The organism is Kitasatospora sp. NPDC101447, from assembly GCF_044767225.1.
Taxonomy (GTDB): domain Bacteria; phylum Actinomycetota; class Actinomycetes; order Streptomycetales; family Streptomycetaceae; genus Kitasatospora.
In genome coordinates, this window is record NZ_JBIWNL010000026.1 from 17,574 (window position 1) to 40,035 (window position 22,462).

The following is a 22,462-nucleotide window of genomic DNA, read 5'->3' on the forward strand; positions in this document are numbered from 1 at the left end:
CTCCTTGGACGCCTGCGGCGCGTGGCTCGCGCCGGGACGAGCGGTTGGATCGCACAACGAGTGCGCGATCTCCCCCAGTGTCGCCTTACGCCTTTGTACGGCGCCACCACTCCTGTGTAACGGACCTGCCGTGAACTTCGGGTGTGGTCTCTGTCATAACCGGTATGCCCGGGGAAGGTCGACTTGCACCCGGGTGCCGCCCGGGTGCCGCCCGGGCCCGGCCGGTGGCCCTCCCGGGGGACGGATCGGCCGGTCGGAGCAGTGTCCGGCCGGGTCGCGGCGGCTTCCGGGGCGGGGTGCGGGGGGAGCGCACCGGGGTGTTGACGGGGCGTCCGGGCCCTTCCGTACGCCCTCGGGAGGCTTCGCGCGAGGCGGCCGACGGCGTTCGGCGTGTCCGGGCGGGCGTTCGGCGGCGGATAGGCTAAGGCGCACGGTCCGCGGGCCGCTTGCCGGCGGTGTGGGCCCGCCACGCACCCAGCAAGGAAGGTCCGCACGTGTTCAGCTCCGGCGCCACCGGTCTGTCCGACGCGTCCCCGACGCCCTCCGTCCCGACGCCGACCCCCAGCCCCACCGCGCAGCTGCCGAACCTGGACCTGCGGATCCCGACCAGCGCGCAGGAGGTGTCGGACACCACCAAGCAGGCCGCCAGCTGGTTCGACACGCACTGGCAGAGCTGGCTGGCCTCGGGCCTGCGGATCGTCTTCATCGTGGTGCTGGCGATGGTGCTGCGGGCCGTGGTGCGCAAGCTGATCACCCAGCTGATAGGGCGGATGGCACGCAGCCCCGAGCACCAGGAGGAGAGCCGGCTGGGCGGGCTGCTGGCCAACACCGGGGTGGTGAACCCGGAGCGGCGCCAGCAGCGCTCGGAGGCGATCGGCTCGGTGCTGCGCAGCGTGGCCTCCTTCACGATCCTGGGCACGGCGGCCCTGATGGTGCTCTCCGCGCTGGGGGTGAACCTGGCGCCGCTGCTGGCGAGCGCCGGTGTGGCCGGTGTGGCGATCGGTTTCGGCGCCCGCAACCTGGTCACGGACTTCCTCTCCGGGGTCTTCATGATCATGGAGGACCAGTACGGCGTCGGCGACGAGATCGACACCGGGGTGGCCACCGGCACGGTGCTGGAGGTCGGCCTGCGGGTGACCAAGCTGCGCGGCGCGAACGGCGAGATCTGGTACATCCGCAACGGCGAGGTGAAGCGGATTGCCAACATGAGCCAGGGCTGGTCGACGGCCTCGGTGGACGTCCAGGTCGCGTACAAGGAGGACCTGCTGCGGGTCGAGGACCTGATCCAGCAGACCGCCGAGAAGCTGGCCAAGGAGACGCCGTACGACGAGTTGGTCTGGGCGCCGGTGTCGATCCTGGGCGTGGAGTCGGTGGCGGCGGACTCCCTGATGCTGCGGGTCGAGGCCCGGACCGCGCCCGGCAAGGCGGCGGTGGTCTCCCGGGCGCTGCGCCAGCGGCTCAAGGCGGCCTTCGACGGGGCCGGGATCAAGGTCAAGGAGGAGGCCCCGACGGCCGCGGCCGCGGCGGCGGCCGCCGTGGCCGCCGCGGTGATCGCGCCGGCGCAGGCCCCCGCGGTCGAGCAGGTGGCGCCGTCCGCGTTCGCCGACCCGAACTCGGCCCGGTTCAAGGCTGCCGAGCCGATCCCGGTGCCGAAGCCGGAGCCGGCCCCGTAGGCCCCGTAGGCCCCGTAGCGGAAACGGCTCCCCGCAGAGGGGACGAGAGCCCCGCCCCGGCACCGTGGGGGCGGGGCTCCCTGCTGCCGGTAACGCTTCGGCATCCTCCGTTCCACCGACCATTGACACCCCGCTGACGCGGCCCTTACGGTCCTTCCCAAGCGACTGGAAAGTTTCCTAACAGTTCGCCCGAAGCTCGCACCCGTCCCCACGGACGCCGCCCGAGAGCCACCCCGACGTCCCCCGGCGGCAACCCCGACCAGCCGAAAGAGGAGGATTCGGGCATGACCAAGAGCACCGCCAAGGCCCCCCTCGCCGGCACCCCGAGCCTCCTGCGGGCCATCAACGACCGCGCCGCCCTCGAACTCCTGCTGGAGAACGGCCCGCTCTCCCGCACCCGGATCGGCACGCTGACCGGGCTCTCCAAGCCCACCGCCTCCCAGCTGCTGGCCCGGCTGGAGGCGGCCGGGCTGGTCGTGCCGGTCGGCACCACGGCGGGCGGGCCGGGGCCCAACGCCCAGCTCTACCAGGTGAATCCGGCCGCCGGGTACGTCGCCGGCCTGGACGTCACCAACACCGGGATCCGGGTCGCGGTCGCCGACATCACCGGCACCACGCTGGTCGAGCACACCGTCAGCACCAAGGGCGTGCCGGCCGCCGAGACCGTCGCCACGGTCGCCTCCGCCGTCGCCGAGGCGGTCCGGGCCGCCGGACTCGCCGAGGGCAGCCTGCGCACCGTCGCGATCGGCGTCGGCGGCGCCCCCGACCCGGTCACCGGCAAGCTGCGCTACGCCTCCCACCTGCCCGGGTGGCACTCGCCGCGGCTGGTCGAGGAACTGTCCGAGGCGATCGGCGCGCCGGTGTCGATCGAGAACGACGTGAACCTGGCCGCCGTCGCCGAGCAGGCCTCCGGTGCGGCGGCCGGCTTCGAGGACTTCGTCCTGCTCTGGGCCGAGGCGGGCGTCGGCGCCGCGATCGTGATCGCCGGGCGGCTGCACCGCGGCTTCACCGGCGGCGCCGGGGAGGTCGGCTACATGCCGGTGCCCGACTCCCCGGTCGAGTGGGACTCCCGCCGCCGCAAGTTCGGCGGGTACCAGGCCCTGGTCGGCGCGCCCGCCGTCCGGGCCCTGGCCCGCGAGCACGGGCTCGGCGCGCCCACCGCCGAGGAGTCGGTGGCCAGGGCCCTGGCCACCCCGGGCGCCGGCGACGCCTTCCTCGCCGCGCTGGCCGGGCGGCTCGCCGTCGGACTGACCGTGATCGTCTCGGTCGTCGACCCCCAGCTGGTGGTCCTCTCCGGCGCGGTGCCGAGCGCCGGCGGCGAACGCCTGCGCGCGCTCGTCGAGGACGAACTGGCCAGACTCTCCATCGCCCGGCCGGAGGTGAGGAGCAGCGCCCTGCCCGGCTCCCCCGTCCTGCTCGGCGCCCTGCAACGCGCCCTGTCGGACGCCCGCGAGGCGGTCTTCTCCACCCACTGACGCTCCCGCCCACCGACGCTCCCCCCGCACCCACCTCTCCCCGACCCCCGAACGCGGGCCCCGAGGCGACGAAGCCTGCCCGCGCACTTCCAGGAGGACCTCCCAGTGCACGCCACCACCTCCCGCAGAGGCCGCCGCACGATCGCCGCCGTCGCCGGCAGCGCCGTCCTGGCCCTGCTCGCCACCGCCTGCACCGGTTCCAGCGACTCGGGCGGCAACGACGACTCGGCCAGCGGCAAGGACGTCACCATCACCTTCTGGCACGGCTGGAGCCAGGACAACGAGACCAAGGCGATCGACGACAACATCGCCGCCTTCGAGAAGGCCCACCCCAACATCCACGTCAAGGCCGTGGGCAACATCCCGGACGACAAGGTCAACCAGGCCCTGCGGGCCGGCGGCGACGACGCACCGGACGTGGTCTCCTCCTTCACCACCAACAACGTCGGCATGTTCTGCTCGACCAAGGCCTTCGTCGACCTCAAGCCGCTGCTCCAGAAGAGCGGCATCGACCCGGCCAAGACCTTCCCGGCCGCGATGCTCGACTACACGCAGTTCCAGGGCAACCAGTGCTCGCTGCCGCTGCTCGGCGACGCGTACGGCCTGTACTACAACAAGAAGGCCTTCGCCGAGGCGGGCATCGCCCACCCGCCCAAGACCTTCAGCGAGTTCGCCGCGGACGCCGCCCTGCTGACCAAGGCCGACGGCGACTCGTACAAGCAGCTCGGCTTCATGCCGCTGTACCACGGCTACGAGTCCACCACCGAGCACTACCTCGGCCAGTACGGCCCCACCTACTTCGGCCCCGACGGCAGGTCGAACCTCGCCACCGACCCGAAGGTCGCCGCGATGCTCAAGTGGCAGAAGGGCCTGGTCGACCAGCTCGGCGGCTACGACAAGCTGGAGAAGTTCCGCGCGACCTTCGGTGAGGAGTTCAGCGCCAAGAACCCCTTCCACACCGGCCAGGTCGCGATGGCCATGGACGGCGAGTGGCGCACCGCCTCGCTCGCCGCGAACAAGCCCGACTTCGACTGGGGCACCGCCGCCTTCCCGGTGCCGGACGACCAGGCCGACACCTACGGCCGCGGCTACCAGACCGGCACCATCGTCGGCATCGCCAGCACCAGCAAGAAGCAGGCCGCGGCCTGGGAGCTCGTCAAGTACCTGACCACCGACACCGACGCGGTCGTCGGCTTCGCCAACGCGATCCACAACGTGCCCAGCACCTTCGCGGCGCTCGACTCGCCGAAGCTGGTCAGCGACGACAACGTCAGGACCTTCCTGGACATCGCCAAGAACGCCCACTCCGGCACCACCCCGCCGGCCGTCAACGGCAGCGGCTACATCAGCTCGCTGCAGAACCTGGGCTACGACTACGAGTCCGGCAAGCAGACCGACCTGCAGGCCGGTCTGGCGGCCACCGCCAAGCAGATCGACACCGACATCGCCCAGGCCAAGTAAGCGCCCGCGAACGGCCCACGGAGCTCCCATGTCACTCGCGTTCGGCACCCGCAAGGAGAGCGGCGGCAACGCCGGCGCCGGACCGGCCGGCCCGGCGGCGCCCTCCACGCAGCACCTGCTGCGCCGGAAGCGCCGCCGGGAGGCGGCCCGCACCCTCGCCTTCCTCTCCCCCTGGCTGATCGGGTTCAGCGTCTTCTTCGTCTACCCGCTGGTCTCCACCGCCTACTTCTCCTTCACCCAGTACAACGGCTTCGGCCAGCCGACCTTCAACGGCCTCAAGAACTGGGACTACGTCCTCGGCCAGCTGCCGACCTTCTGGCAGGGCCTGCGCAACACCCTCTGGCTGGTCGTCGTCATGGTGAGCCTGCGGGTCGCCTTCGGCCTCGGCATCGGGATGCTCATCACCAGGGTCAAGACCGGCGCCGGCTTCTTCCGCACCGTCTTCTACCTGCCGTACCTGGCCCCGCCGGTGGCCGCGACCGTGGCCTTCGCCTTCCTGTTCAACCCCGGCACCGGCCCGGTCAACCACCTGCTCGGCGAGCTCGGCCTGCCGCAGCCCGGCTGGTTCGCGTCCCCGGACTGGTCCAAGCCCGCGCTCACCCTGCTCGCCATGTGGGGCGTCGGCGACCTGATGGTCATCTTCATGGCCTCGCTGCTGGACGTCCCCAGGGAGCAGTACGAGGCGGCCGAGCTGGACGGCGCGAGCCCGTTCCAGCGGTTCCGGTACGTCACGCTGCCGAACATCTCGCCGATCATCATGTTCGCGGTGGTCACCGGGGTGATCCAGACCATGCAGTACTACACCCAGGCGATCGTCGCCGGGAAGGTCGCCAGCGGCATCGCGGGCAACTCCGGCCAGCAGTTCGAACCGGGCTACCCGGGCGGCTCCACCTGGACCCTGCCGCAGATGGTCTACAACCTGGGCTTCCAGCGCTTCAACTACGGCGCGGCCTGCGTCGTCGCCCTGGTGCTGTTCGCCATCTCGATGGCCGTCACCTCGATCCTGCTCCGCCGCCGGTCCGGCTTCATGGCGAGCGACGACTAACGGGCCAGTGAGGACCTGATCATGACTCTCGGCAACACGCTCACCGAGGCGCCGGCCCCGGCCGGCCCCGCCCGCCCCGGCCGGCCCGGCAGCCCCGCGGCCCGGGCCGCCCGGCGCCGCGCCCTGCTCCACTGGGTGGCCGTCCACTCGCTGGCCATCGCCGCCGCGCTGTTCTTCCTGCTGCCCTTCGTCTTCGTGCTGCTCACCTCGCTGATGGACGACCAGCAGGCGCTCACCACCGACTACTGGCCCACCCACTGGGAGTGGGGCAACTACGGCAAGGTGTGGAACACCCCCGGCTTCCTCACCTGGTGGCGCAACACCCTGCTCTACGCCGGCGCGGGCACGCTGCTGACCGTCGTCTCCAGCCTGCCGGTCGCCTACGCGCTCGCCAAGTTCCGCTTCCGGGGCCGCAACCTCGCACTGATGGCGGTCATCGCGATGATGATGCTGCCGCCGCAGGTCACCGTCATCCCGATGTACCTGTTCTGGGCCAAGCAGATGGGCATGAGCGGCTCGCTCTGGCCGCTGATCATCCCGATGGCCTTCGGCGACGCGTTCTCCATCTTCCTGCTGCGCCAGTTCCTGATGACCATCCCCCGGGAGTACATCGAGGCCGCCCGGATCGACGGCTGCGGCGACCTGCGCACCCTGCTGCGGGTGGTCCTGCCGATGGCCAAGCCGGCCATCGCCGCGGTCGCGCTGTTCCAGTTCTTCTACTGCTGGAACGACTACTTCGGCCCGCAGATCTACGCCAGCAACAACCGCGAGGCCTGGACCCTCTCGTACGGGCTGGAGTCCTTCAAGGCCGCCCACCACACCAACTGGAACCTCACCATGGCCGCCACCCTGCTGGTGATGGCACCGGTGATCGTCCTCTTCTTCTTCGCTCAGAAGGCCTTCATCGAAGGCGTGACACTGACAGGGGTCAAGGGCTGATGTCCGCACCGAAGACGTCCGGAACCGCCGCGCTCAAACTCGCCGTCGTCGGCGGGGGTTCGACGTACACCCCGGAGCTGATCGACGGCTTCGCCCGGCTGCGCGACACCCTGCCGATCGGCGAACTGGTGCTGATCGACCCGGCCGCCGAACGGCTGGAGCTGATCGGCGGCCTCGCCCGGCGGATCTTCGCCCGACAGGGGCACTCCGCGGCCGTCACGGTGACCACGGACCTGACGGCGGGCGTCGCGGACGCCGACGCCGTCCTGCTGCAACTGCGCGTCGGCGGGCAGGCGGCGCGCAACCAGGACGAGACCTGGCCGCTGGAGTGCGGCTGCGTCGGGCAGGAGACCACCGGCGCCGGCGGGCTCGCCAAGGCGCTGCGCACCGTCCCGGTGGTGCTGGACATCGCCGAGCAGGTGCGCCGGACCAACCCGGACGCCTGGATCGTCGACTTCACCAACCCGGTCGGCATCGTCACCCGGGCCCTGCAGACCGCCGGCCACAAGGCCGTCGGGCTCTGCAACGTCGCCATCGGCTTCCAGCGCAAGTTCGCCGCGCACCTCGGGGTGGACCCGGAGCTGGTGCGGCTCGACCACGTCGGGCTCAACCACCTGACCTGGGAGCGCGGGGTGACCCTGCTGGACGCCCCCGGCGCAGCCGGCGGGCGGGAGGTGCTGCCGGAGCTGCTCGGCGGCTTCGGCAAGGAGATCGCCGAGGACCTGCACCTGCCGCAGGCCGTCATCGAGCGGCTCGGGGTCGTACCGTCCTACTACCTGCGGTACTTCTACCAGCACGACGCGGTGGTCGCCGAGCTCAGGGAACAGGGCTCGCGGGCCGCGCAGGTCGCCGAGATCGAGCGGCAGCTGCTGGAGCTGTACGCCGACCCGACCCTGGACACCAAGCCCGAGCTGCTCGGCAAGCGCGGCGGCGCCTTCTACTCGGAAGCCGCCGTCCAGCTGATCGCCGCCCTGCTCGGGACCGGCGGCGGGACCTCCGTGCAGGTCGTCAACACCCGCAACGACGGCGTGCTGCCCTTCCTGCCGGACGACGCCGTCATCGAGGTGCCCGCCGAGGTCGACGCCGGCGGCGTGCGCCCGCTGCCGCAACGCCCGCTGGAGCCGCTGTACGCCGGCCTCGTCGCCGCCGTCACCGCGTACGAGCACCTCGCCCTGGACGCCGCGCTGCACGGCGGGCGCGACCGGGTCTTCGACGCGCTGCTCGCCCACCCGCTGGTCGGCCAGATCGAACTCGCCGACCGGCTCACGGACCGACTGCTCGCCCACAACCGCGAGCACCTCGCCTGGGCCTGACCCGGCCCGCGGTACCGGCCCGCGTCCCGCGAGGAGAGCGCGGGCCGGCACTGCGAGGAGACCGCCCACACCCGGCCGCCCACACCCGGCCGGGCACCCCCGGCCGACGACTTCCCGGCCGGGCCACGTACGAGCCGCGGGGACCCGATGACCCACCAGCCCGAACCACTCCTGCCCGGCGTACTCGCCATCGACGCGGGGAACTCCAAGACCGACGTCGCCCTGATCGGCGTCGACGGCAGCGTCCTCGGCACCGCCCGCGGCGGCGGCTTCGCCCCCCAGCGGATCGGCGGCGCCGCGGCCGTCGCCGGCCTCGCCCCGCTCGTCCGGCAGGCCGCAGCCGAGGCCGGCCACCCGACCTGGAACGGCGTGCTCACCGGCCACGTCAGCGCCTGCCTCGCCAACGCCGACCTGCCGGTCGAGGAGCAGGCCCTGCACGACGCCCTCGAAGCCCACCCCTGGGGCGTCACCACCACCGTCGTCAACGACACCTTCGGCCTGCTGCGCGCGGGCACCGACGGCCCGCGCGGCGTCGCGGTCGTCTGCGGCGCCGGGATCAACTGCGTCGGCCTGCTGCCGGACGGCCGCACCGCCCGCTTCCCCGCCCTCGGCGAACTCACCGGCGACTGGGGCGGCGGCGGCGGCCTCGCCATCACCAGCATGTGGCACGCCGTACGGTCCGAGGACGGCCGCGGCGGGCCCACCGCCCTCGCCCGCGCGATCGCCGACCACTTCGGGCTGCCCAGCGCCGGCTCCGTCGCCGAGGCCGTCCACCTCGGGCAGCTGTCGAGCGACCGGCTGCACGAACTCGTCCGGGTGCTGTTCGCGGTCGCGGGCGACGGGGACGCCGTCGCCCTGGAACTGATCGACCGCCAGGCCGACGAGATCGTCCGGCTCGCCGTGGTCGCCCTGAGACGGCTCGACCTGCTGGACTCCCCCACCCCGGTCGTGCTCGGCGGCGGCGTGCTCGCCTCCGAACAGCCGCTGCTGCTCGACAACGTGAAGGCCCGCCTCGCGCAGGCCGCACCGCTGGCCGAACCCCGGGTCGTCGTCGCGCCGCCGGTGCTGGGCGCGGCACTGCTCGGACTGGACCACCTGAAGGCGGGCGCGCAGGCGCAGGCCCGGCTGCGCGAGGCCTACGAGGGACCGCGGCCGGTCGCGGCCTGACCCGGCGTCAACGAACTTCCCTCCTCCGCCGGATCCGCACGTCCGGCGGAGGAGGGAACCCATGCTCCCGGTCGTCCTCGTACGACCCGAGTACCGGCGGACGCCGCCGCCCGGGGAGACTGGTGCCATGGCCGTGCCCCGCAACCTCCTCGCCGCCGCCCTGCTGGCCTGCGGCACCGCAGCCGCGCTCACCGGCTGCACCCCCGCCGACTCCCGCCCGACGGTGGCCGCCGCCTCCGCCGCGGCGGTCGCCGACGAGGCGGCGGACGACCTGCTGGACGAGGACGACGAACTCCTGGGCGAGGAGGAGGACGTCGAGGAGGCCTACTCCCCCGCGGCCGACCCGTCCGCCGCCGACCCGTCCACGGCCGACCCGTCCGCCGCCGGCCCCTCCGCCGCCGACCCCTCCCTCCCGGCTCCGTCCGGCCCGGCCCCCGGCTGCACGGCGCCCACGGAGCTCCCGGGCCACGAGGTCCTCGTCGTCGTGGCCGCCGGCCCCGCCGCACTCACCGCCCAGCCGGCCCGCTTCACCTGCGGCCCCGCCCGCTACGCCCCCACCGGCACCCCCGTCCACTACGGCTTCGCGGCGGCCGGCGTGGCGGCGACCCTGGTCGACCGCCCGCACGACGAGCCGGCCAGGGCGGTCCCGCTGACGGAACTGGTCGCCCACCTCGACGACTGCCTGGCGGAGCGGGACCCCACGCCCCCGTACGGGTGTCACGGGAACGCTTACGACGTGGTGCTGGACTCCCACGGGCGGATCATGCGGATCGGCGAGGTCGAGCGGCCGTAGGGCGGGCGTCAGGGTGGGCGTGGGGCGGCATACGGTGTAGAACCTCCCCGCAACTGTTGACATTCGGCTGAGCTACGCGCGTCAGCAGCCCGGCAGCTGGGGACTTTTGACGTTCCATACCTCCGCGTGGGCCGCCCTTGGGGCTGGTCTTACTCTCAGCCTCGTTGACCCGGTTTCGGCGGCTCTGCTTTGCTTCCGGCGGTCGACGGTGCGCCGGTCCCCCATCCCCTCTTCGCCGGCCGCCCCTGACGGGCGGTCCGCCGCTCCGGCCTGCCGTCGTCGCCCCGCTCGTCCCCCCACAGCGCCGCCGCTTCCCCACCCGGGTGCGGCCGGCGCGAGAGAGGAACCCTCACGATGGGCATCTCCCCCACCTCCCGCCGGATGCGTGTCCGGGCCTTGACCGGGCTCAGCGCGCTGGCCCTCGCCGTCACCGGCTTCGCCGCTCCGGTCGCCCAGGCCGACCAGCCGGGCGGCGAGTTCGCCGGGAACTCCCACCCGTACCGGCACGGCGCCCACCCGACCAAGGAGGCGGGCAACTCCGCCGCCGCACGGACCAGCAACCTGAAGTACGGCGGCGCCGTGGACGGCATCGGTGTCACCACCGGCGCCCCCAAGGTCTACCTGGTCTTCTGGGGCACCCAGTGGGGCACCCAGGGCACCGACGCCAACGGCTACACCACCCTCACCGGCGACCCGAAGGGCGTCGCCGTCCGCGCGCAGCAGCTGTTCAAGGGGCTGGGGACCAACAACGAGACCTGGTCCGGCGTCATGACGCAGTACTGCGAGGGCGTCGCCAAGGGCGCGACCAGCTGCCCGGCCACCGCCGCGCACGTCGGCTACCCGACCGGCGGCGCGCTGGCCGGCGTCTGGGTGGACTCCTCGGCCGCCGCCCCGGGCCAGGCCACCGGCAACCAGCTGGCCGCCGAGGCCGTCAAGGCGGCCGGGCACTTCGGCAACACCACGGCCGCGTCCAACCGCAACGTCCAGTACGTGGTGCTCTCGCCCACCGGCACGCACCCGGACGGCTTCAACACCCCGAACGGGGGCTTCTGCGCCTGGCACGACTGGAACGGCGACACCACGCTGACCGGCGGCGCCGCCCCGTCCCCGTACGGCGACGTGGCGTTCACCAACGACCCGTACGTGACGGACATGGGCGCCTCCTGCGGCCAGAACTACGTCAACAGCGGCAGTGCGGGCACGCTGGACGGCGTGACCATCGTGTACGGCCACGAGTACTCGGAGACCGTCACCGACCAGAACCCGGCCGGCGGCTGGACCGACTCGACCGGGTACGAGAACGCCGACAAGTGTGCCTGGAAGGGCACCGGCGGGACCGGCGGCGCGCAGAACGTGACCTTCGCGACCGGGTCGTTCGCCATGCAGGGCACCTGGTCGAACGCGGTCAGCGGCTGCCAGATCTCGCACGCGATCGTCCACTGACGCCGGCGGTGCGTTGAGGCGCCGGCACGTCGGGGTGCCGGGGCGGGCCGTGCGGGCCCGCCCCGGCGCTCGGCGTTCCCAAGGGGCGCCGTCAGGGGCTGACCAGCCCGAACTCGTAGGCCTGGATGACCAGATGAACTCGGTCGCGGGCGTCGAGCTTGGTGAAGAGCCGCGCGACGTGGGCCTTGGCGGTGGCCACGCTGATGGTGAGCTCCTCGGCGATCTCGGCGTTGGACAGACCGCGGCCGACCAGGGTGAGCACCTCGCGCTCGCGCTCGGTGACGCTCCCGGTGACGGCCCGCCGGGGCTGCCGGGCCGCCCCGCCGTTGCCCCCGCCGTTGTCCGGACGGGCGGCGAACTCGCCGATCAGACGGCGGGTGATGCCGGGGGCGATCAGCGCGTCCCCGGCGGCGACGACCCGGATGCCGTCCAGGATGGTCTCCAGGGCGAGGTCCTTGACCAGGAAGCCGCTCGCGCCGGCCCGCAGGGCGCCGTACACGTAGTCGTCGTCGTCGAAGGTGGTGAGCACGAGGACGTGGGTGGGCAGGTCCGGGTCGGCGGTGATCCGGCGGGTGGCCTCGATGCCGTCCGTCCCGGGCATCCGGATGTCCATCACCGCGACGTCGGGGCGCAGCCGGGCGACCAGGTCGACGGCCTCGGCGCCGTCGCCGGCCTCGCCGACCACCTCCAGGTCCGGGGCGTCGGCGATGAGCACGCGCAGGCCGGTGCGGATGAGCGGCTGGTCGTCCACGAGAACGACGCGGATCACGGTCCCACCTCCACGGGGATCGGCAGTCGGGCGGCGACAAGGAAGCCGCCTTCGGGGCGCGGGCCGGCGCTGAACTCGCCGTGCAGCAGGGCGACCCGCTCGCGCATGCCGGCGATGCCGTAGCCGGTGCCGGGGGTGGGCGTCGCCGGGGCGGCTCCCAGGTCGACGACGGTGACGGCCAGTTCGTCCGGCCGGTAGTCGACGGTGACGTGGCAGTCGCGGGTGCCGGAGTGCTTGACCACGTTGGTCACCGCTTCCTGGACGATCCGGAACGCGGCGAGGTCGACGTCGGCGGGCAGGGCTCGCGACTCGCCGCCGCGGGTCACCGCGACCCGGACGCCGGCGCCCGCGCTCTTCTCCACCAGTCGGTCCAACTCGGCGAGACCCGGGGCGACTTCGAGCGGTGCGGACTCCTGCTCGCCGGCCCGCAGCGCGCCGAGCATCCGGCGCAGGCCGGCCAGGGTCTCCCGGCTGGTGGTCTCGATGGCGGCCAGCGCGTTGCGGGCCTCGGCGGGCTGGGTGTCCATGACCCGGCTGCCCATGCCGGCCTGGATCGCGATGATGCCGATGCTGTGCGCGACCATGTCGTGCAACTCCCGGGCGATCCGCAGCCGTTCGGCGGTGATGGCCTGCTCGGAGGCCCGGCCGCGCAGCGCCTCGGTGTGGGCGCGGGTCTGGTGCACGGTGTTGCCGACCAGCCAGGCGATCAGCACGGTCGCGGCGTAGCCCGCGTAGGCGAGCGGGTTGACGGGGTAGTCGTGGACGGCACCCCAGAGCATTAGCCCGGCGAGCGTGGCGAGCGGCAGCGCCAGGGCGCTCAGCGAGACGCGCCGGGAGCGGGTGGCCGCGCAGTAGCCGACGACCCCGTCGGCGATCAGGAACTGGAGCCCGGTGGTCTCCGGAACCTCCCACATCCCGAGCGCGAAGACGCTGCCTCCGAGCGCCACCGCGATGGCCGCCAGCGGCAGCCGGACCAGCAGGGTCGCGACCGACGTGGTGACCACCGCGGTGACCACCAGCGGCATGTCCTCCGGGTTGCCGTAGTACCTGAACAGGTGGCTCAGCTCGTCCTCACGCGTGAAGCAGCGGAACACCACCAGGGCCGTCCAGAGCGCCGCCACCCACACGCCCGGCGGTAGGCGCCTGAGCAGCGGCGGGCGGGCTTCGGTGATCATGACGCGATGGTAGCCGCGTCCCGTTCGGCGGCGCATTGGCCGGCGGGCGTAATCCCCGGGGCCAGTGCGCCGGCCCGCAGTTGTGGCCCGCCGCCCGACGCCCGGGCGGGGCGGCGACCGGCAGCGTTGTCCCCGTGATCGAGATCGAGCGACTGACCAAGAGGTACGGCGCCACCACGGCCGTCGACCAACTGACCTTCACCGTCCGGCCCGGCGCCGTCACCGGCTTCCTCGGCCCCAACGGCGCCGGCAAGTCCACGACACTGCGGATGATCCTGGGCCTCGACACCCCCACCGGGGGCAGCGTCACCGTGGCCGGCGTGCCCTTCGCGAGCCGGCCGCGCGGGCTGCGGCACGTCGGCGCGCTGCTGGACGCGGGCGACGTCCACGGCGGGCGCAGCGCGAGGGCGCACCTGCGGGCGCTGGCCCGCAGCAACCGGATCCCGGCCGGGCGGGTGGAGGAGGTGTTGGAGGAGGTCGGGCTGGGCCGGGCCGCCGGACGGCGGATCGGCGGCTACTCGCTGGGCATGAAACAACGGCTCGGCATCGCGGGCGCGCTGCTCGGCGACCCGCCGGTGCTGCTCTTCGACGAGCCGCTGAACGGGCTGGACCCGGAGGGCGTGCTGTGGGTGCGCGGGCTGTTCCGCCGCCTGGCCGCCGAGGGGCGCACGGTGTTCGTCTCCAGCCACATGATGGCCGAGATGGAGCACACCGCCGACCGCCTGGTGGTGATCGGGCGCGGCCGGCTGATCGCCGACGAGGGCCTGGCGGAGTTCTCCGCCCGCAACGCGACGACCTCGGTGACCGTCCGCTCACCCGAACTCCCGCTGCTGGCCGAGGCGTTGCGGACGGAAGGCGCCGACGTACAGCTCCACGAGCCGCAGTCGGCGGTCGTCACCGGGCTGACCGCCGAACGGATCGGCGAACTCGCCCTGCGGCACGGCGTGGTGCTCGGCGAACTGACCACCCGCACCTCGTCCCTGGAGACCGCGTTCATGTCCCTGACCGCCGACAGCGTCGAGTACCCGGCGGCCGAACACCCGGCTGGAGAACCCCGATGAGCACGAGCCACACCGCCCTCACCCCCCTCGCCCCGACCGCCCCACACACCGCCGAACCCGCACCCCGCTTCACCGACCTGCTCGCCGCCGAGTGGATCAAACTCCGATCACTGCGGTCGACGTACTGGGTGCTCGCGCTCGCCGCACTGGCGGCAATCGTGGTGAACCTGAACGCCGTCCACAGTGACCTGCCGTACCTCGACCGCCCGAGCCCACCGCCGCCTGGCTTCCCCCCGTACCGGTACGACCCGCTGTTCCACGGCCTGAGCAGCATGTCGAGCGACCTGATGGCGATCGCGGCCGGCAGCCTCGGTGCGATCACCGTGTTCGGCGAGTACACCACCGGCCTGGTCCGCACCACCTTCGCCGCCGTACCGGACCGGCGCGCGGTGGTCACGGCCAAGGTGGTGCTGATCGGCGGGATCACCGCGCTCGCCGGGCTGGTGGTGTCGTTCGGCTCCTTCCTCGCCACCAACGCGATGCTCGCCTCCCGGCACGTCGGGCTCTCCATCGCCGACGACGGCTGCCTGCGCGCCGTCCTCGGCTTCGCGGCGATCGTGCCGACCTGCGCGCTGATCGGCATGGCGCTCGGCGCGGTGCTGCGGCACGCCACCGCCTCGATCGTGTCGCTGGTGGTGCTGATGTTCATCCTGCCGCTGATGTTCGGCGGGGACCGCTACCGCTGGCTCAAGGAGATCGGCACCCACCTGCCGCTCAGCACCGTCACCCGGCTCACGATCAACCCCGACTCCTCGACGACGATGGGGAAGTACGCGCCGACCGTGCTGGACTCCTGGATCACGATGGGCGTGTGGGCCGCCGTCTCGGTGGCAGTCACGGTGGTCGTGGTGCGGCGACGGGACGTGTGAGGTGCCGCGCCCCTAACCGAGGCCGAGGCGCTGCGCGGTCGCGGCGGGCAGCGGGTACGGGCGCTCGGGCGGCAGCAGCCGCTGCGCCTTCGCCCCCTGCCCGCCGCGGACCAGCGCGGCGATCCGCCGCACCTGCGGGGTGAGGTCGGTGAGCCCGGTGACCCACTCCTCGGCGAAGGTGCGGACCAGCGAACGGCCGACGCCCACCTGGATGCTGTAGTGGTTGAGCGCCGCCCCGCGCAGCGTGCGCTCCGGATCCCACTGGACGTGGACCTCGGCGCGGGCCAGCTCGTCGGGGTGCGCCGTGGTCGGCACGGCCCGGGCCAGCGCGTCCTCCCAGCCCTCACGGGTGATCCGCACCGCCAGCACCCGGGTCTGCCCCGGCTTCTGCGCCCAGTTGCTGCGGTGCATCAGCCAGCGGAACGAGGGCTTGATCCACGTCATCCGGTGGAAGCCGAACGGCGCCACGAAGCGCCCCGCCGCCAGCGCCGCGTCCGCGACGGCGGGCGGGTAGGCCTGGTAGACCACGATCGTCCGGTCGTCGTGGTCGGCGCGGATCTCCCGCAGCGCGGTCATCGCGGCGCACCCCCTGGTCTTCCTGCTCCCCGGCGCATCCCCGCCGTCCTCTGCCGTCCTCTGCCGTCCTGGCAGCGTCCCCCGCAGGGCACGCTGCCAGGGTGGGCGGGGCGGCGCAACGGAATTGCCGCGCGGGCGGGGCGGCGGGGCCCCGGGAGGCGCCGGGGGGCGCCAGGTCAGCTCACGCCGGCGCCGGCCTTGGCGCGGAAGGCGGTGATCGTGGCGGCCGGGACGCCGCAGGCGGGGAGGAAGGAGGCGGCGCCGCCGTGGTGGGTGCGGACGCGGTCGAGGAAGACGGACATGGCCTCGGCCGGGGCCTCCAGCAGGGGCGCGGGGATGGTGAGGTGGCGGCCCTGGGAGTCGGTGACGCGGGAGGGGGAGTAATCGTTGAGCGCGGCGCGGTGGCGTTCGGCGAGGCCCGCGAAGATCTGCGGGAGGGCGTCGGCGGTGCGGGCGTAGTCGGCGACGATGCGGTCCGCGGAGGCGCCCAGGAGGTCGAGGAGCAGGGCGGTCAGCAGGCCGGTGCGGTCCTTGCCCGCCGCGCAGTGCAGCAGGACGGCGCCGGGGCGGACGGTGGCCTCGACGGCGGCGGCGACCGCCTCGGGGGCGGACTCGGCCAGCAGCACGTAGAAGTCGCCGAGGTCGGCGGCCGTGGTCATGGTGCTCATCCGCGCGGTGAGGGCGTCGGCGGCGGGGTTCACCGGGGCCGCGACGACGGCTATCCCGGCGGCCTCCGCGGCGGCCCAGTCGGCGGGGTCGGTCTCCCGCAGGTCGCGCAGGTCGACGATCGTACGGATGTCGCAGGCGCGCAGCTGGGCGACGGTGGCCTCGTCGGCAGCCGGGAACGGCTGGGCGGAGCGGTACAGCACGCCGGGGCGGACCCGACGGCCCTCGGGGTCGCCGAGGACGGCGGCGTCGCGGAAGTTGACCAGGGACATGCGTGAGGCCTTTCGGTGGAGCCGCGCTCGGGAGGGGTGGGGCATCCGGACGGACATCTAGACGTCTAGATGTCTAACCCCTCCGGGGGTCGCCGGGCAAGCGGCGGCCGACGGCGCTCCCTCCATCCCACCCCCGTCCGTGCGCCGGGGCGACCCGGAAGGGGCGGCGGGCTGGGGCGGCGGTTCCGGGCGGCGGGCTCGGGGCGGCGGGCTTCGTAGGATCGACGGTGTGGCGACCAACCCTCCGAGCACCCCGAGCACCCCGCTGTACCGCCGCCTCGCGCGACGGCTCCAGGAGCGCATCGACGCCGGCACGTACCCGGCGGGCGCCCGACTGCCGAGCGAGCCGGAGCTGAGCACCGAGTTCGGCGTGAACCGGCTGACCGTGCGGCAGGCGGTCGCCGAGCTGGAGCGGGCGGCCGTGGTGGAGATCCGCCGGGGCGTGGGCACCTTCGTCCGCCCGCCCGCCGTCCGCGTGTCGATCACCGTGGACCCGCGCAGCCAGCGCTTCGACCTCGGCAGTGTCCACGCCGCCCTGCCCGCCGGCAGCCACGGCCCCGGCCCCGGCCGGGAGGGCGACGAGGGCGGCGATCGGGACGGCGGCCCGGACGGCGCTCAGGACGACGGCGAGTTCGTCGTCGCCGCGCCGCCCGTCACCGGCGCGGCGGAGGACGCGGAGGCGGCCCGCCAGCTGGGGCGTGAGCCCGGCGAGCTGTCCCGGGTGGACTCGGTGATCCGGCTGGGCGGCCGGGCCCGGGCCGCCTGCAGCTACTGGGTCCCGTTCGGCCCGCTGCCCGACGAGCTGGTCCGGCCCGGGCGCCCCGGGAACCTCGTGCTGGACCTGGCGCGCGCCGCCGGAGTGGAGCTGGAGTACGACTGGCGGGCCTTCGGCGCGGTCGGCGCGGACCTCGCCGACGCCGAACTGCTGGGCGTCCCGCCGGGCACCGCACTGCTGGTCCGCGAAGGCGTCAGCTGCACCCCGGACGGCACCCCGGCCCTGTACGTGCGGCGGCGGATCGACGGCAGCAGCGCCCGGTTCGTGCTGCACTTCCGCGACCGCTAGCGCGGGCTCCCGCGCGGGCGGTGCCGGGTCGCGCAGGCCGGGCGGTGCCGGGTCGCGCAGGCCGGGCGGCGCAGGGCCCGCGCGTGCGGCGGCACCGGCCTCCGGCCGTATCGGTCCTGCTAGTGTTCAGCGCCGAATCACCAGGTCGTTCGGGGGATGGCAGGACAAGGTGACCGAGGGGATCGAGCACGACATACCCACCGAGCTGGCCGAGGCCTACCTCGTCCTGCTCGCCGACGTCTCCCGCACCGGCCGGCTGCTGCGCCGCGACGAGCTGGAGGGTCTGCGCAGGCTCGGCGAGCACTGCGCGGAGGCCGGGTACGGGCTGCGCGAGGTGGTGGCGCACTGCCTGGCGGCGGCCCGCCGGGCCTGGCAGACGCTGCCCGGGACGGCCTCGGCGACCAGCGTCAACGAACTGCGCCGGATGGGCGACGCCGTGCTCGCCGCCACCGACGCCGCACTCGCCGCACTCGGCGAGGGGCACGAGCGCGCGCAGCGACTGGCGGTCCGTCAGGAGGAAGCAGCCAGGCGGGAGTTCATCGACGACCTGCTGTTCGGCCGCAGCGACCTCGGCCTGCTCGCCGAGCGCGCGGAGCGGTTCGGGCTGCGGCTGGCGGGTGCGTACACGGTGGCGGTCGCGGTGGGCGACGAGCCCTTCGCGGACGTGCACCCGATGGTGCACCGGGTGGAGCGGGAACTGGCCGGGCGGTTCGGCGAGCGGGACGTCCTGCTGGCCGGCAAGGACGGCCGGCTGGTCTGCATAGCCCCGGACTCCGAGCGGGCCGTGCTGGAGGCCTTCGCCGATCTGACGCTGCGCCCGGGCTCCGGCTACCGCCCGGTGCAGCGGGTGGCCACCGGCCGTCGGCACTCGGGGCCGAGCGGGGTCCTGCGCAGCTACGAGGAGGCGCTGGACGCGCTGGACTACGCGCAGCGCCTGAACCTGCCGACCCGGCAGCTGAAGGCCGAGGAACTGCTGGTCTTCCCGGTGCTGATGCGCGACCGGGCGGCCATGGCGGACCTGGTGCGCAGCGTGCTCGGCCCGCTGACCGAGTCGCGCGGCGGCGCCCGCCCCCTGCTGGACACCATCGCGGTGCAGGCGGAGGCCGCGTACGTGAACGCGGAGGCGGCGCGGCGGCTGGGGCTGAGCGTGCGGACGCTGGGCTACCGGCTGGAGCGGATCAAGGCGCTCACGGGGTACGACCCGTCGGACGCGCTGCAGCGCTTCACGCTGGAGACCGCGGCGATGGGCGCGCGGCTGCTGAACTGGCCGGAGCAGCCGCTCTAGGCCCGGCGTCGAGCCCGGCGTCGAGCCCGTCATCGAACGCTCGCCGAACCCGCCCGCCGGACGCTCGCCGAGCCCGTTCGCCAAACCCGCGCGGGCCCGCTGCGACCGTCCGGCGGCCGTTCTGTTGCCCGGCTGTTGCAGTGTCACGTGGGTCGCGCGTACCAGGGTGTCAAAGAGCCGTAAAGATTGCCGGATCCTGGCAATGTGCGGCCGGCTCCTCCACTGCCATGATCTCCCCGGCGCCGAAGCGCGGTGCCGGGGGAAAGGCGGGGGAGCGTGGCCGGGACGGGGGAATTCTTCGCGGCCGCGCTGGCCTTTCCGACCGCGCTGTTCAGCTTCGCGCTGGTGGTCGTCGTCGGGTACTGGCTGCTGATGCTGCTCGGCGGACTGGGGTTCGACGCCCTGCACGGGGGGCACGGCGTCGGGCACCACCTGGATGCCGGGCATGTCGGTCACGTCGGCCATGCGGGTCACGTCGGGCACAGTGCCGGGGGGCACGGTGCCGGGGGGCACGGTGCCGGGGGGCACGGTGCCGGGAGCCACGTGGCACACGGGGGCCACGTGGCACACGGGGCACACGGGGCACACGGCGGGCACGGCACCGACGGACGCGGCTCCGACGGGGGGAACGGCGGTGACGGCACCCGCACGGGGGCCGGCCACCACGGGGGCGCGCTGGACGCGCTCGGGCTGGGCGGCGTGCCCGTGACGGTGGCGGTTTCGCTGCTGGTCGCGCTCGCCTGGTTCGTCAGCCTGGCCGGCACCGTGCTCACCTCGGGGGCGCCGGCGCGCGGTGGAGTGTTCGCCGTCGCGCTGGTCGCCTCCTGGGCGGGCACCCGGGTGCTCGTCAAGCCGCTGCGGCGGCTCTTCCCGCAGGACCGGCCGACCACCCGGGGGGACTTCGTCGGCCGGGTCTGCGTGATCCGGACCGGCCGGGTGACGGCCGACTTCGGGCAGGCCGAGGTCACCGCCGAGGACGGCTCCACCGCGACCGTCCAGGTCCGCACGACCACCCCGGAACCCGAGCTGACCGTCGGGCGGACCGCCCTGATCTTCGACTACGACGCCGAGGGCGAGCACTTCCTGGTGGCGCCCTTCGACCCGTCGCCGCCGGGCCTCACCTGACGGCCCGAGCCCGACAGCCGAGCCCGACAGCCGAACCTGTCGGCCCGGACCCGCCGGCCCGGACCCGCCGGATCCCGTTCGGCGCTCCCCGTCGGTTCACTTCCCCAACTCTCCTGTTCGCACCGTCTCGCCATCGTCAAAGGACTCCGTGATGGACACCATCGCCGTGGGTTTCGGCGTACTCGTCGCCGTCGTGCTGCTCATCGTGCTCGCCATGCTGCTCTTCGTGGGCCGCCTGTTCCAGAAGGTCGAGCAGGGCAAGGCACTGATCGTCTCCCGGACGAAGAAGGTGGACGTCACCTTCACCGGCGCGATCGTCCTACCGGTCATCCACAAGGCCGAGCTGATGGACATCACCGCCAAGACGGTGGAGATCCACCGGGCCGGCCGGGACGGCCTGATCTGCCGCGACAACATCCGCGCGGACATCCGGATCTCCTTCTTCGTCCGGGTGAACAAGACCGTCGAGGACGTCGTCAAGGTCGCGCAGTCGATCGGCACCGCCCGGGCCAGCGATCCGCAGGCGATCCAGGACTTCTTCGCGGCGAAGTTCGCCGAGGCGCTCAAGACCGTCGGCAAGCAACTGGACTTCACCGACCTGTACACCCACCGGCACGAGTTCCGGGACCAGATCATCGCGGTCATCGGCACCGACCTCAACGGCTACACGCTGGAGGACGCGGCCATCGACCACCTCGAACAGACCCCGATGAGCCAGCTGGACGGCGACAACATCCTGGACGCCCAGGGCATCCGCAAGATCACCGAGCTGACCGCGATCGAGCACGTGCGCACCAACGAGTACCAGCGCACCGAGGAGAAGGAGATCACCCGGCAGAACGTCGACGCCCGGGAGACCGTCCTGGAGCTCGAACGGCGCCAGGCCGACGCCGAGATCCGCCAGCGCCGCGAGATCGAGACCCTGCGGGCCAAGGAGGACGCCGTGATCGCCCGGGTGCAGGAGGAGGAGCGGCTCAACGCGCAGACCGCGTTCCTGCGCACCGAGGAACTGCTCGGGGTGCAGCGGGAGAACCAGGCCCGCGAGGTCGCGGTGGCGCAGAAGAACCGCGAGCGGGTGATCGCGGTGGAGAACGAGCGGATCGAGAAGGACCGCCTGCTGGAGGTCGTCGGCCGCGAGCGGGAGACCCAACTCGCCTCGATCGCCAAGGAGAAGGAGGTCGAGTCCGCCAAGCGGGACGTCGCCGACGTGGTCCGCGAGCGGGTCGCGGTGGACCGGACCGTCGCCGAGCAGGAGGAGGCCGTCAAGACGCTGCGCGCCACCGAGGAGGCCGAGCGCGTCCGCAAGGCGGTCGTCATCCAGGCCGAGGCGGAGGCCCAGGAGAAGCTCGTCAAGGACATCAAGGCCGCCGAGGCCGCCGAGCAGGCCGCCACGCACAAGGCCCGCGAGGCGCTGGTGCTGGCCGAGGCCCGGCAGCAGGCCGCCGAGCTGGACGCGGCCGCCAAGATCCGGATGGCCGAGGGCGTCCGGGCGGAGGCCGCCGCCGAGGGTCTGGCCCGCGTCCAGGTGCGGGAGCAGGAGGCCGCGGCCGTGGAGAAGGTGGGCCTCGCCGAGGCCGTCGTCCAGGCCGAGAAGGCCAAGGCCGCCGCGCTGGAGGTCGGCGCCAAGCTGAAGGCCGAGGCCGAGGGCCTGACCGAGAAGGCCGCCGCGATGGCCAAGCTGGACGAGGCCTCGCGCGAGCACGAGGAGTACCGGCTGCGGCTGGCCGCCGAGAAGGACGTCCGGCTGGCCGGGCTGGACGCGCAGCGGCAGATCGCCGAGGCGCAGGCCGCGCTGGTCGCGACCGGACTGGAGAAGGCCAAGATCGACATCGTCGGCGGGGACTCGGTCTTCTTCGACCGCCTGGTGCAGTCGGTGACGGCCGGCAAGAGCGTGGACGCCTTCGTCGGCCACTCGCAGACCGCGCAGACCCTGGCCGGCCCCTGGCTGGACGGACGGGCCAGCTTCACCGAGGACCTCACCCGGGTGCTGTCCTCGGTCTCCACCGCGGACGTGCAGAACCTGACCGTCTCCGCGCTGCTGATGCAGCTGATCGGCTCGGGCGCCGGCGCGCAGTCCGGGCAGCTGCGCCAACTCCTGGAGTCGGCACGGAAGCTGGGCATCGCCGAGACCCCGATCGGGACGCTGGCCGGTGGCGGCGCCGCGCTGAACGGCTCCAAGTAGCCTACGGCTCCGGGCGACACCGCTCCCGGCAACGGGCAGCACCCGCTCCGGGCAACGGGCAACACCGCTCCGGGCAACACCGCTCCGAGCAACGATCCGCCGAGTACCTG

19 protein-coding genes are annotated in these 22,462 nt (G+C 73.5%); 15 read left to right on the forward strand and 4 right to left on the reverse strand.

The window, feature by feature from the left end:
- Positions 1–494 precede the first annotated feature (494 nt).
- The 9 genes from ACIRST_RS29360 to ACIRST_RS29400 all read left to right on the forward strand — a co-directional run bounded on the left by ACIRST_RS29360 (position 495) and on the right by ACIRST_RS29400 (position 11,309).
- The gene (locus ACIRST_RS29360; protein WP_402805645.1) at positions 495–1,673 is read left to right on the forward strand and encodes a mechanosensitive ion channel family protein; all 1,179 of its coding nucleotides are present in this window, start codon (positions 495–497) and stop codon (positions 1,671–1,673) included.
- A gap of 284 nt (positions 1,674–1,957) precedes the next feature.
- Positions 1,958–3,148, forward strand: a complete 1,191-nt coding sequence (locus tag ACIRST_RS29365) for an ROK family transcriptional regulator (protein ID WP_350521435.1) — start codon at positions 1,958–1,960, stop codon at positions 3,146–3,148.
- A gap of 105 nt (positions 3,149–3,253) precedes the next feature.
- Positions 3,254–4,609 (forward strand): ABC transporter substrate-binding protein, encoded by a 1,356-nt coding sequence (locus tag ACIRST_RS29370; RefSeq protein WP_402805648.1) that lies wholly within the window; start codon positions 3,254–3,256, stop codon positions 4,607–4,609.
- Positions 4,610–4,637: 28 nt separating this feature from the next.
- Complete coding sequence (locus ACIRST_RS29375; RefSeq protein ID WP_350521437.1) at positions 4,638–5,654, forward strand: sugar ABC transporter permease; 1,017 nt, start codon at positions 4,638–4,640, stop codon at positions 5,652–5,654.
- Between the two features lie 21 nt (positions 5,655–5,675).
- Positions 5,676–6,593, forward strand: a complete 918-nt coding sequence (locus ACIRST_RS29380) for a carbohydrate ABC transporter permease (protein ID WP_402805652.1) — start codon at positions 5,676–5,678, stop codon at positions 6,591–6,593.
- A complete protein-coding gene (locus ACIRST_RS29385; protein ID WP_350521439.1) occupies positions 6,593–7,906 on the forward strand; it encodes a 6-phospho-beta-glucosidase in 1,314 nt (437 codons plus the stop codon). The genes ACIRST_RS29380 and ACIRST_RS29385 overlap by 1 nt, the downstream gene beginning before the upstream one ends.
- 147 nt (positions 7,907–8,053) lie before the next feature.
- A complete protein-coding gene (locus tag ACIRST_RS29390) occupies positions 8,054–9,073 on the forward strand; it encodes an N-acetylglucosamine kinase (protein ID WP_402805655.1) in 1,020 nt (339 codons plus the stop codon).
- A gap of 127 nt (positions 9,074–9,200) precedes the next feature.
- Positions 9,201–9,866: a hypothetical protein gene (locus tag ACIRST_RS29395; RefSeq protein ID WP_402805657.1), complete on the forward strand. Its 666-nt coding sequence runs from the start codon at positions 9,201–9,203 to the stop codon at positions 9,864–9,866.
- A gap of 354 nt (positions 9,867–10,220) precedes the next feature.
- Positions 10,221–11,309 carry a hypothetical protein gene (locus ACIRST_RS29400; RefSeq protein ID WP_402805660.1) on the forward strand — a complete coding sequence of 363 codons (1,089 nt, stop codon included), beginning with the start codon at positions 10,221–10,223 and terminating at the stop codon, positions 11,307–11,309.
- A gap of 91 nt (positions 11,310–11,400) precedes the next feature.
- Here ACIRST_RS29400 and ACIRST_RS29405 read toward each other — a convergent pair whose 3' ends face one another.
- Complete coding sequence (locus ACIRST_RS29405; protein WP_350521443.1) at positions 11,401–12,078, reverse strand: response regulator transcription factor; 678 nt, start codon at positions 12,076–12,078, stop codon at positions 11,401–11,403.
- The gene (locus tag ACIRST_RS29410; protein ID WP_350521444.1) at positions 12,075–13,253 is read right to left on the reverse strand and encodes a histidine kinase; all 1,179 of its coding nucleotides are present in this window, start codon (positions 13,251–13,253) and stop codon (positions 12,075–12,077) included. Before ACIRST_RS29410 ends, ACIRST_RS29405 begins: the two co-directional genes overlap by 4 nt.
- A gap of 134 nt (positions 13,254–13,387) precedes the next feature.
- Between ACIRST_RS29410 and ACIRST_RS29415 the strand changes: the two genes are divergently transcribed.
- On the forward strand, positions 13,388–14,314 hold the full coding sequence (locus ACIRST_RS29415; protein WP_402805662.1) for an ABC transporter ATP-binding protein: 927 nt from the start codon (positions 13,388–13,390) through the stop codon (positions 14,312–14,314).
- On the forward strand, positions 14,311–15,183 hold the full coding sequence (locus tag ACIRST_RS29420; protein WP_402805665.1) for an ABC transporter permease: 873 nt from the start codon (positions 14,311–14,313) through the stop codon (positions 15,181–15,183). Before ACIRST_RS29415 ends, ACIRST_RS29420 begins: the two co-directional genes overlap by 4 nt.
- 12 nt (positions 15,184–15,195) lie before the next feature.
- Here ACIRST_RS29420 and ACIRST_RS29425 read toward each other — a convergent pair whose 3' ends face one another.
- Positions 15,196–15,759 (reverse strand): DUF4291 domain-containing protein, encoded by a 564-nt coding sequence (locus ACIRST_RS29425; protein WP_402805667.1) that lies wholly within the window; start codon positions 15,757–15,759, stop codon positions 15,196–15,198.
- A 176-nt stretch (positions 15,760–15,935) separates the two neighbouring features.
- Complete coding sequence (locus ACIRST_RS29430; protein WP_402805670.1) at positions 15,936–16,697, reverse strand: tyrosine-protein phosphatase; 762 nt, start codon at positions 16,695–16,697, stop codon at positions 15,936–15,938.
- 229 nt (positions 16,698–16,926) lie between these two features.
- On the opposite strand from ACIRST_RS29430, the gene ACIRST_RS29435 reads away from it, so the two are divergent.
- The 4 genes from ACIRST_RS29435 to ACIRST_RS29450 all read left to right on the forward strand — a co-directional run bounded on the left by ACIRST_RS29435 (position 16,927) and on the right by ACIRST_RS29450 (position 22,352).
- Positions 16,927–17,760, forward strand: coding sequence for a GntR family transcriptional regulator (locus tag ACIRST_RS29435; protein WP_402805673.1), 834 nt, complete (start codon positions 16,927–16,929; stop codon positions 17,758–17,760).
- Between the two features lie 169 nt (positions 17,761–17,929).
- A complete protein-coding gene (locus ACIRST_RS29440) occupies positions 17,930–19,045 on the forward strand; it encodes a PucR family transcriptional regulator (RefSeq protein WP_402805676.1) in 1,116 nt (371 codons plus the stop codon).
- 276 nt (positions 19,046–19,321) lie between these two features.
- Complete coding sequence (locus ACIRST_RS29445; RefSeq protein ID WP_402805679.1) at positions 19,322–20,170, forward strand: hypothetical protein; 849 nt, start codon at positions 19,322–19,324, stop codon at positions 20,168–20,170.
- A gap of 151 nt (positions 20,171–20,321) precedes the next feature.
- On the forward strand, positions 20,322–22,352 hold the full coding sequence (locus ACIRST_RS29450) for a flotillin family protein (RefSeq protein WP_402805681.1): 2,031 nt from the start codon (positions 20,322–20,324) through the stop codon (positions 22,350–22,352).
- The last annotated feature ends 110 nt before the right edge of the window (positions 22,353–22,462 follow it).

Coding starts and splice junctions, on each gene's coding strand:
- ACIRST_RS29365 (WP_350521435.1), top strand. CDS start 1,958: ATGACCAAGAGCACCGCCAAGGCCCCCCTCGCCGGCACCCCGAGCCTC.
- ACIRST_RS29375 (WP_350521437.1), top strand. CDS start 4,638: ATGTCACTCGCGTTCGGCACCCGCAAGGAGAGCGGCGGCAACGCCGGC.
- ACIRST_RS29380 (WP_402805652.1), top strand. CDS start 5,676: ATGACTCTCGGCAACACGCTCACCGAGGCGCCGGCCCCGGCCGGCCCC.
- ACIRST_RS29385 (WP_350521439.1), top strand. CDS start 6,593: ATGTCCGCACCGAAGACGTCCGGAACCGCCGCGCTCAAACTCGCCGTC.
- ACIRST_RS29390 (WP_402805655.1), top strand. CDS start 8,054: ATGACCCACCAGCCCGAACCACTCCTGCCCGGCGTACTCGCCATCGAC.
- ACIRST_RS29395 (WP_402805657.1), top strand. CDS start 9,201: ATGGCCGTGCCCCGCAACCTCCTCGCCGCCGCCCTGCTGGCCTGCGGC.
- ACIRST_RS29400 (WP_402805660.1), top strand. CDS start 10,221: ATGGGCATCTCCCCCACCTCCCGCCGGATGCGTGTCCGGGCCTTGACC.
- ACIRST_RS29410 (WP_350521444.1), bottom strand. CDS start 13,253: ATGATCACCGAAGCCCGCCCGCCGCTGCTCAGGCGCCTACCGCCGGGC.
- ACIRST_RS29420 (WP_402805665.1), top strand. CDS start 14,311: ATGAGCACGAGCCACACCGCCCTCACCCCCCTCGCCCCGACCGCCCCA.
- ACIRST_RS29425 (WP_402805667.1), bottom strand. CDS start 15,759: ATGACCGCGCTGCGGGAGATCCGCGCCGACCACGACGACCGGACGATC.
- ACIRST_RS29430 (WP_402805670.1), bottom strand. CDS start 16,697: ATGTCCCTGGTCAACTTCCGCGACGCCGCCGTCCTCGGCGACCCCGAG.
- ACIRST_RS29450 (WP_402805681.1), top strand. CDS start 20,322: ATGGACACCATCGCCGTGGGTTTCGGCGTACTCGTCGCCGTCGTGCTG.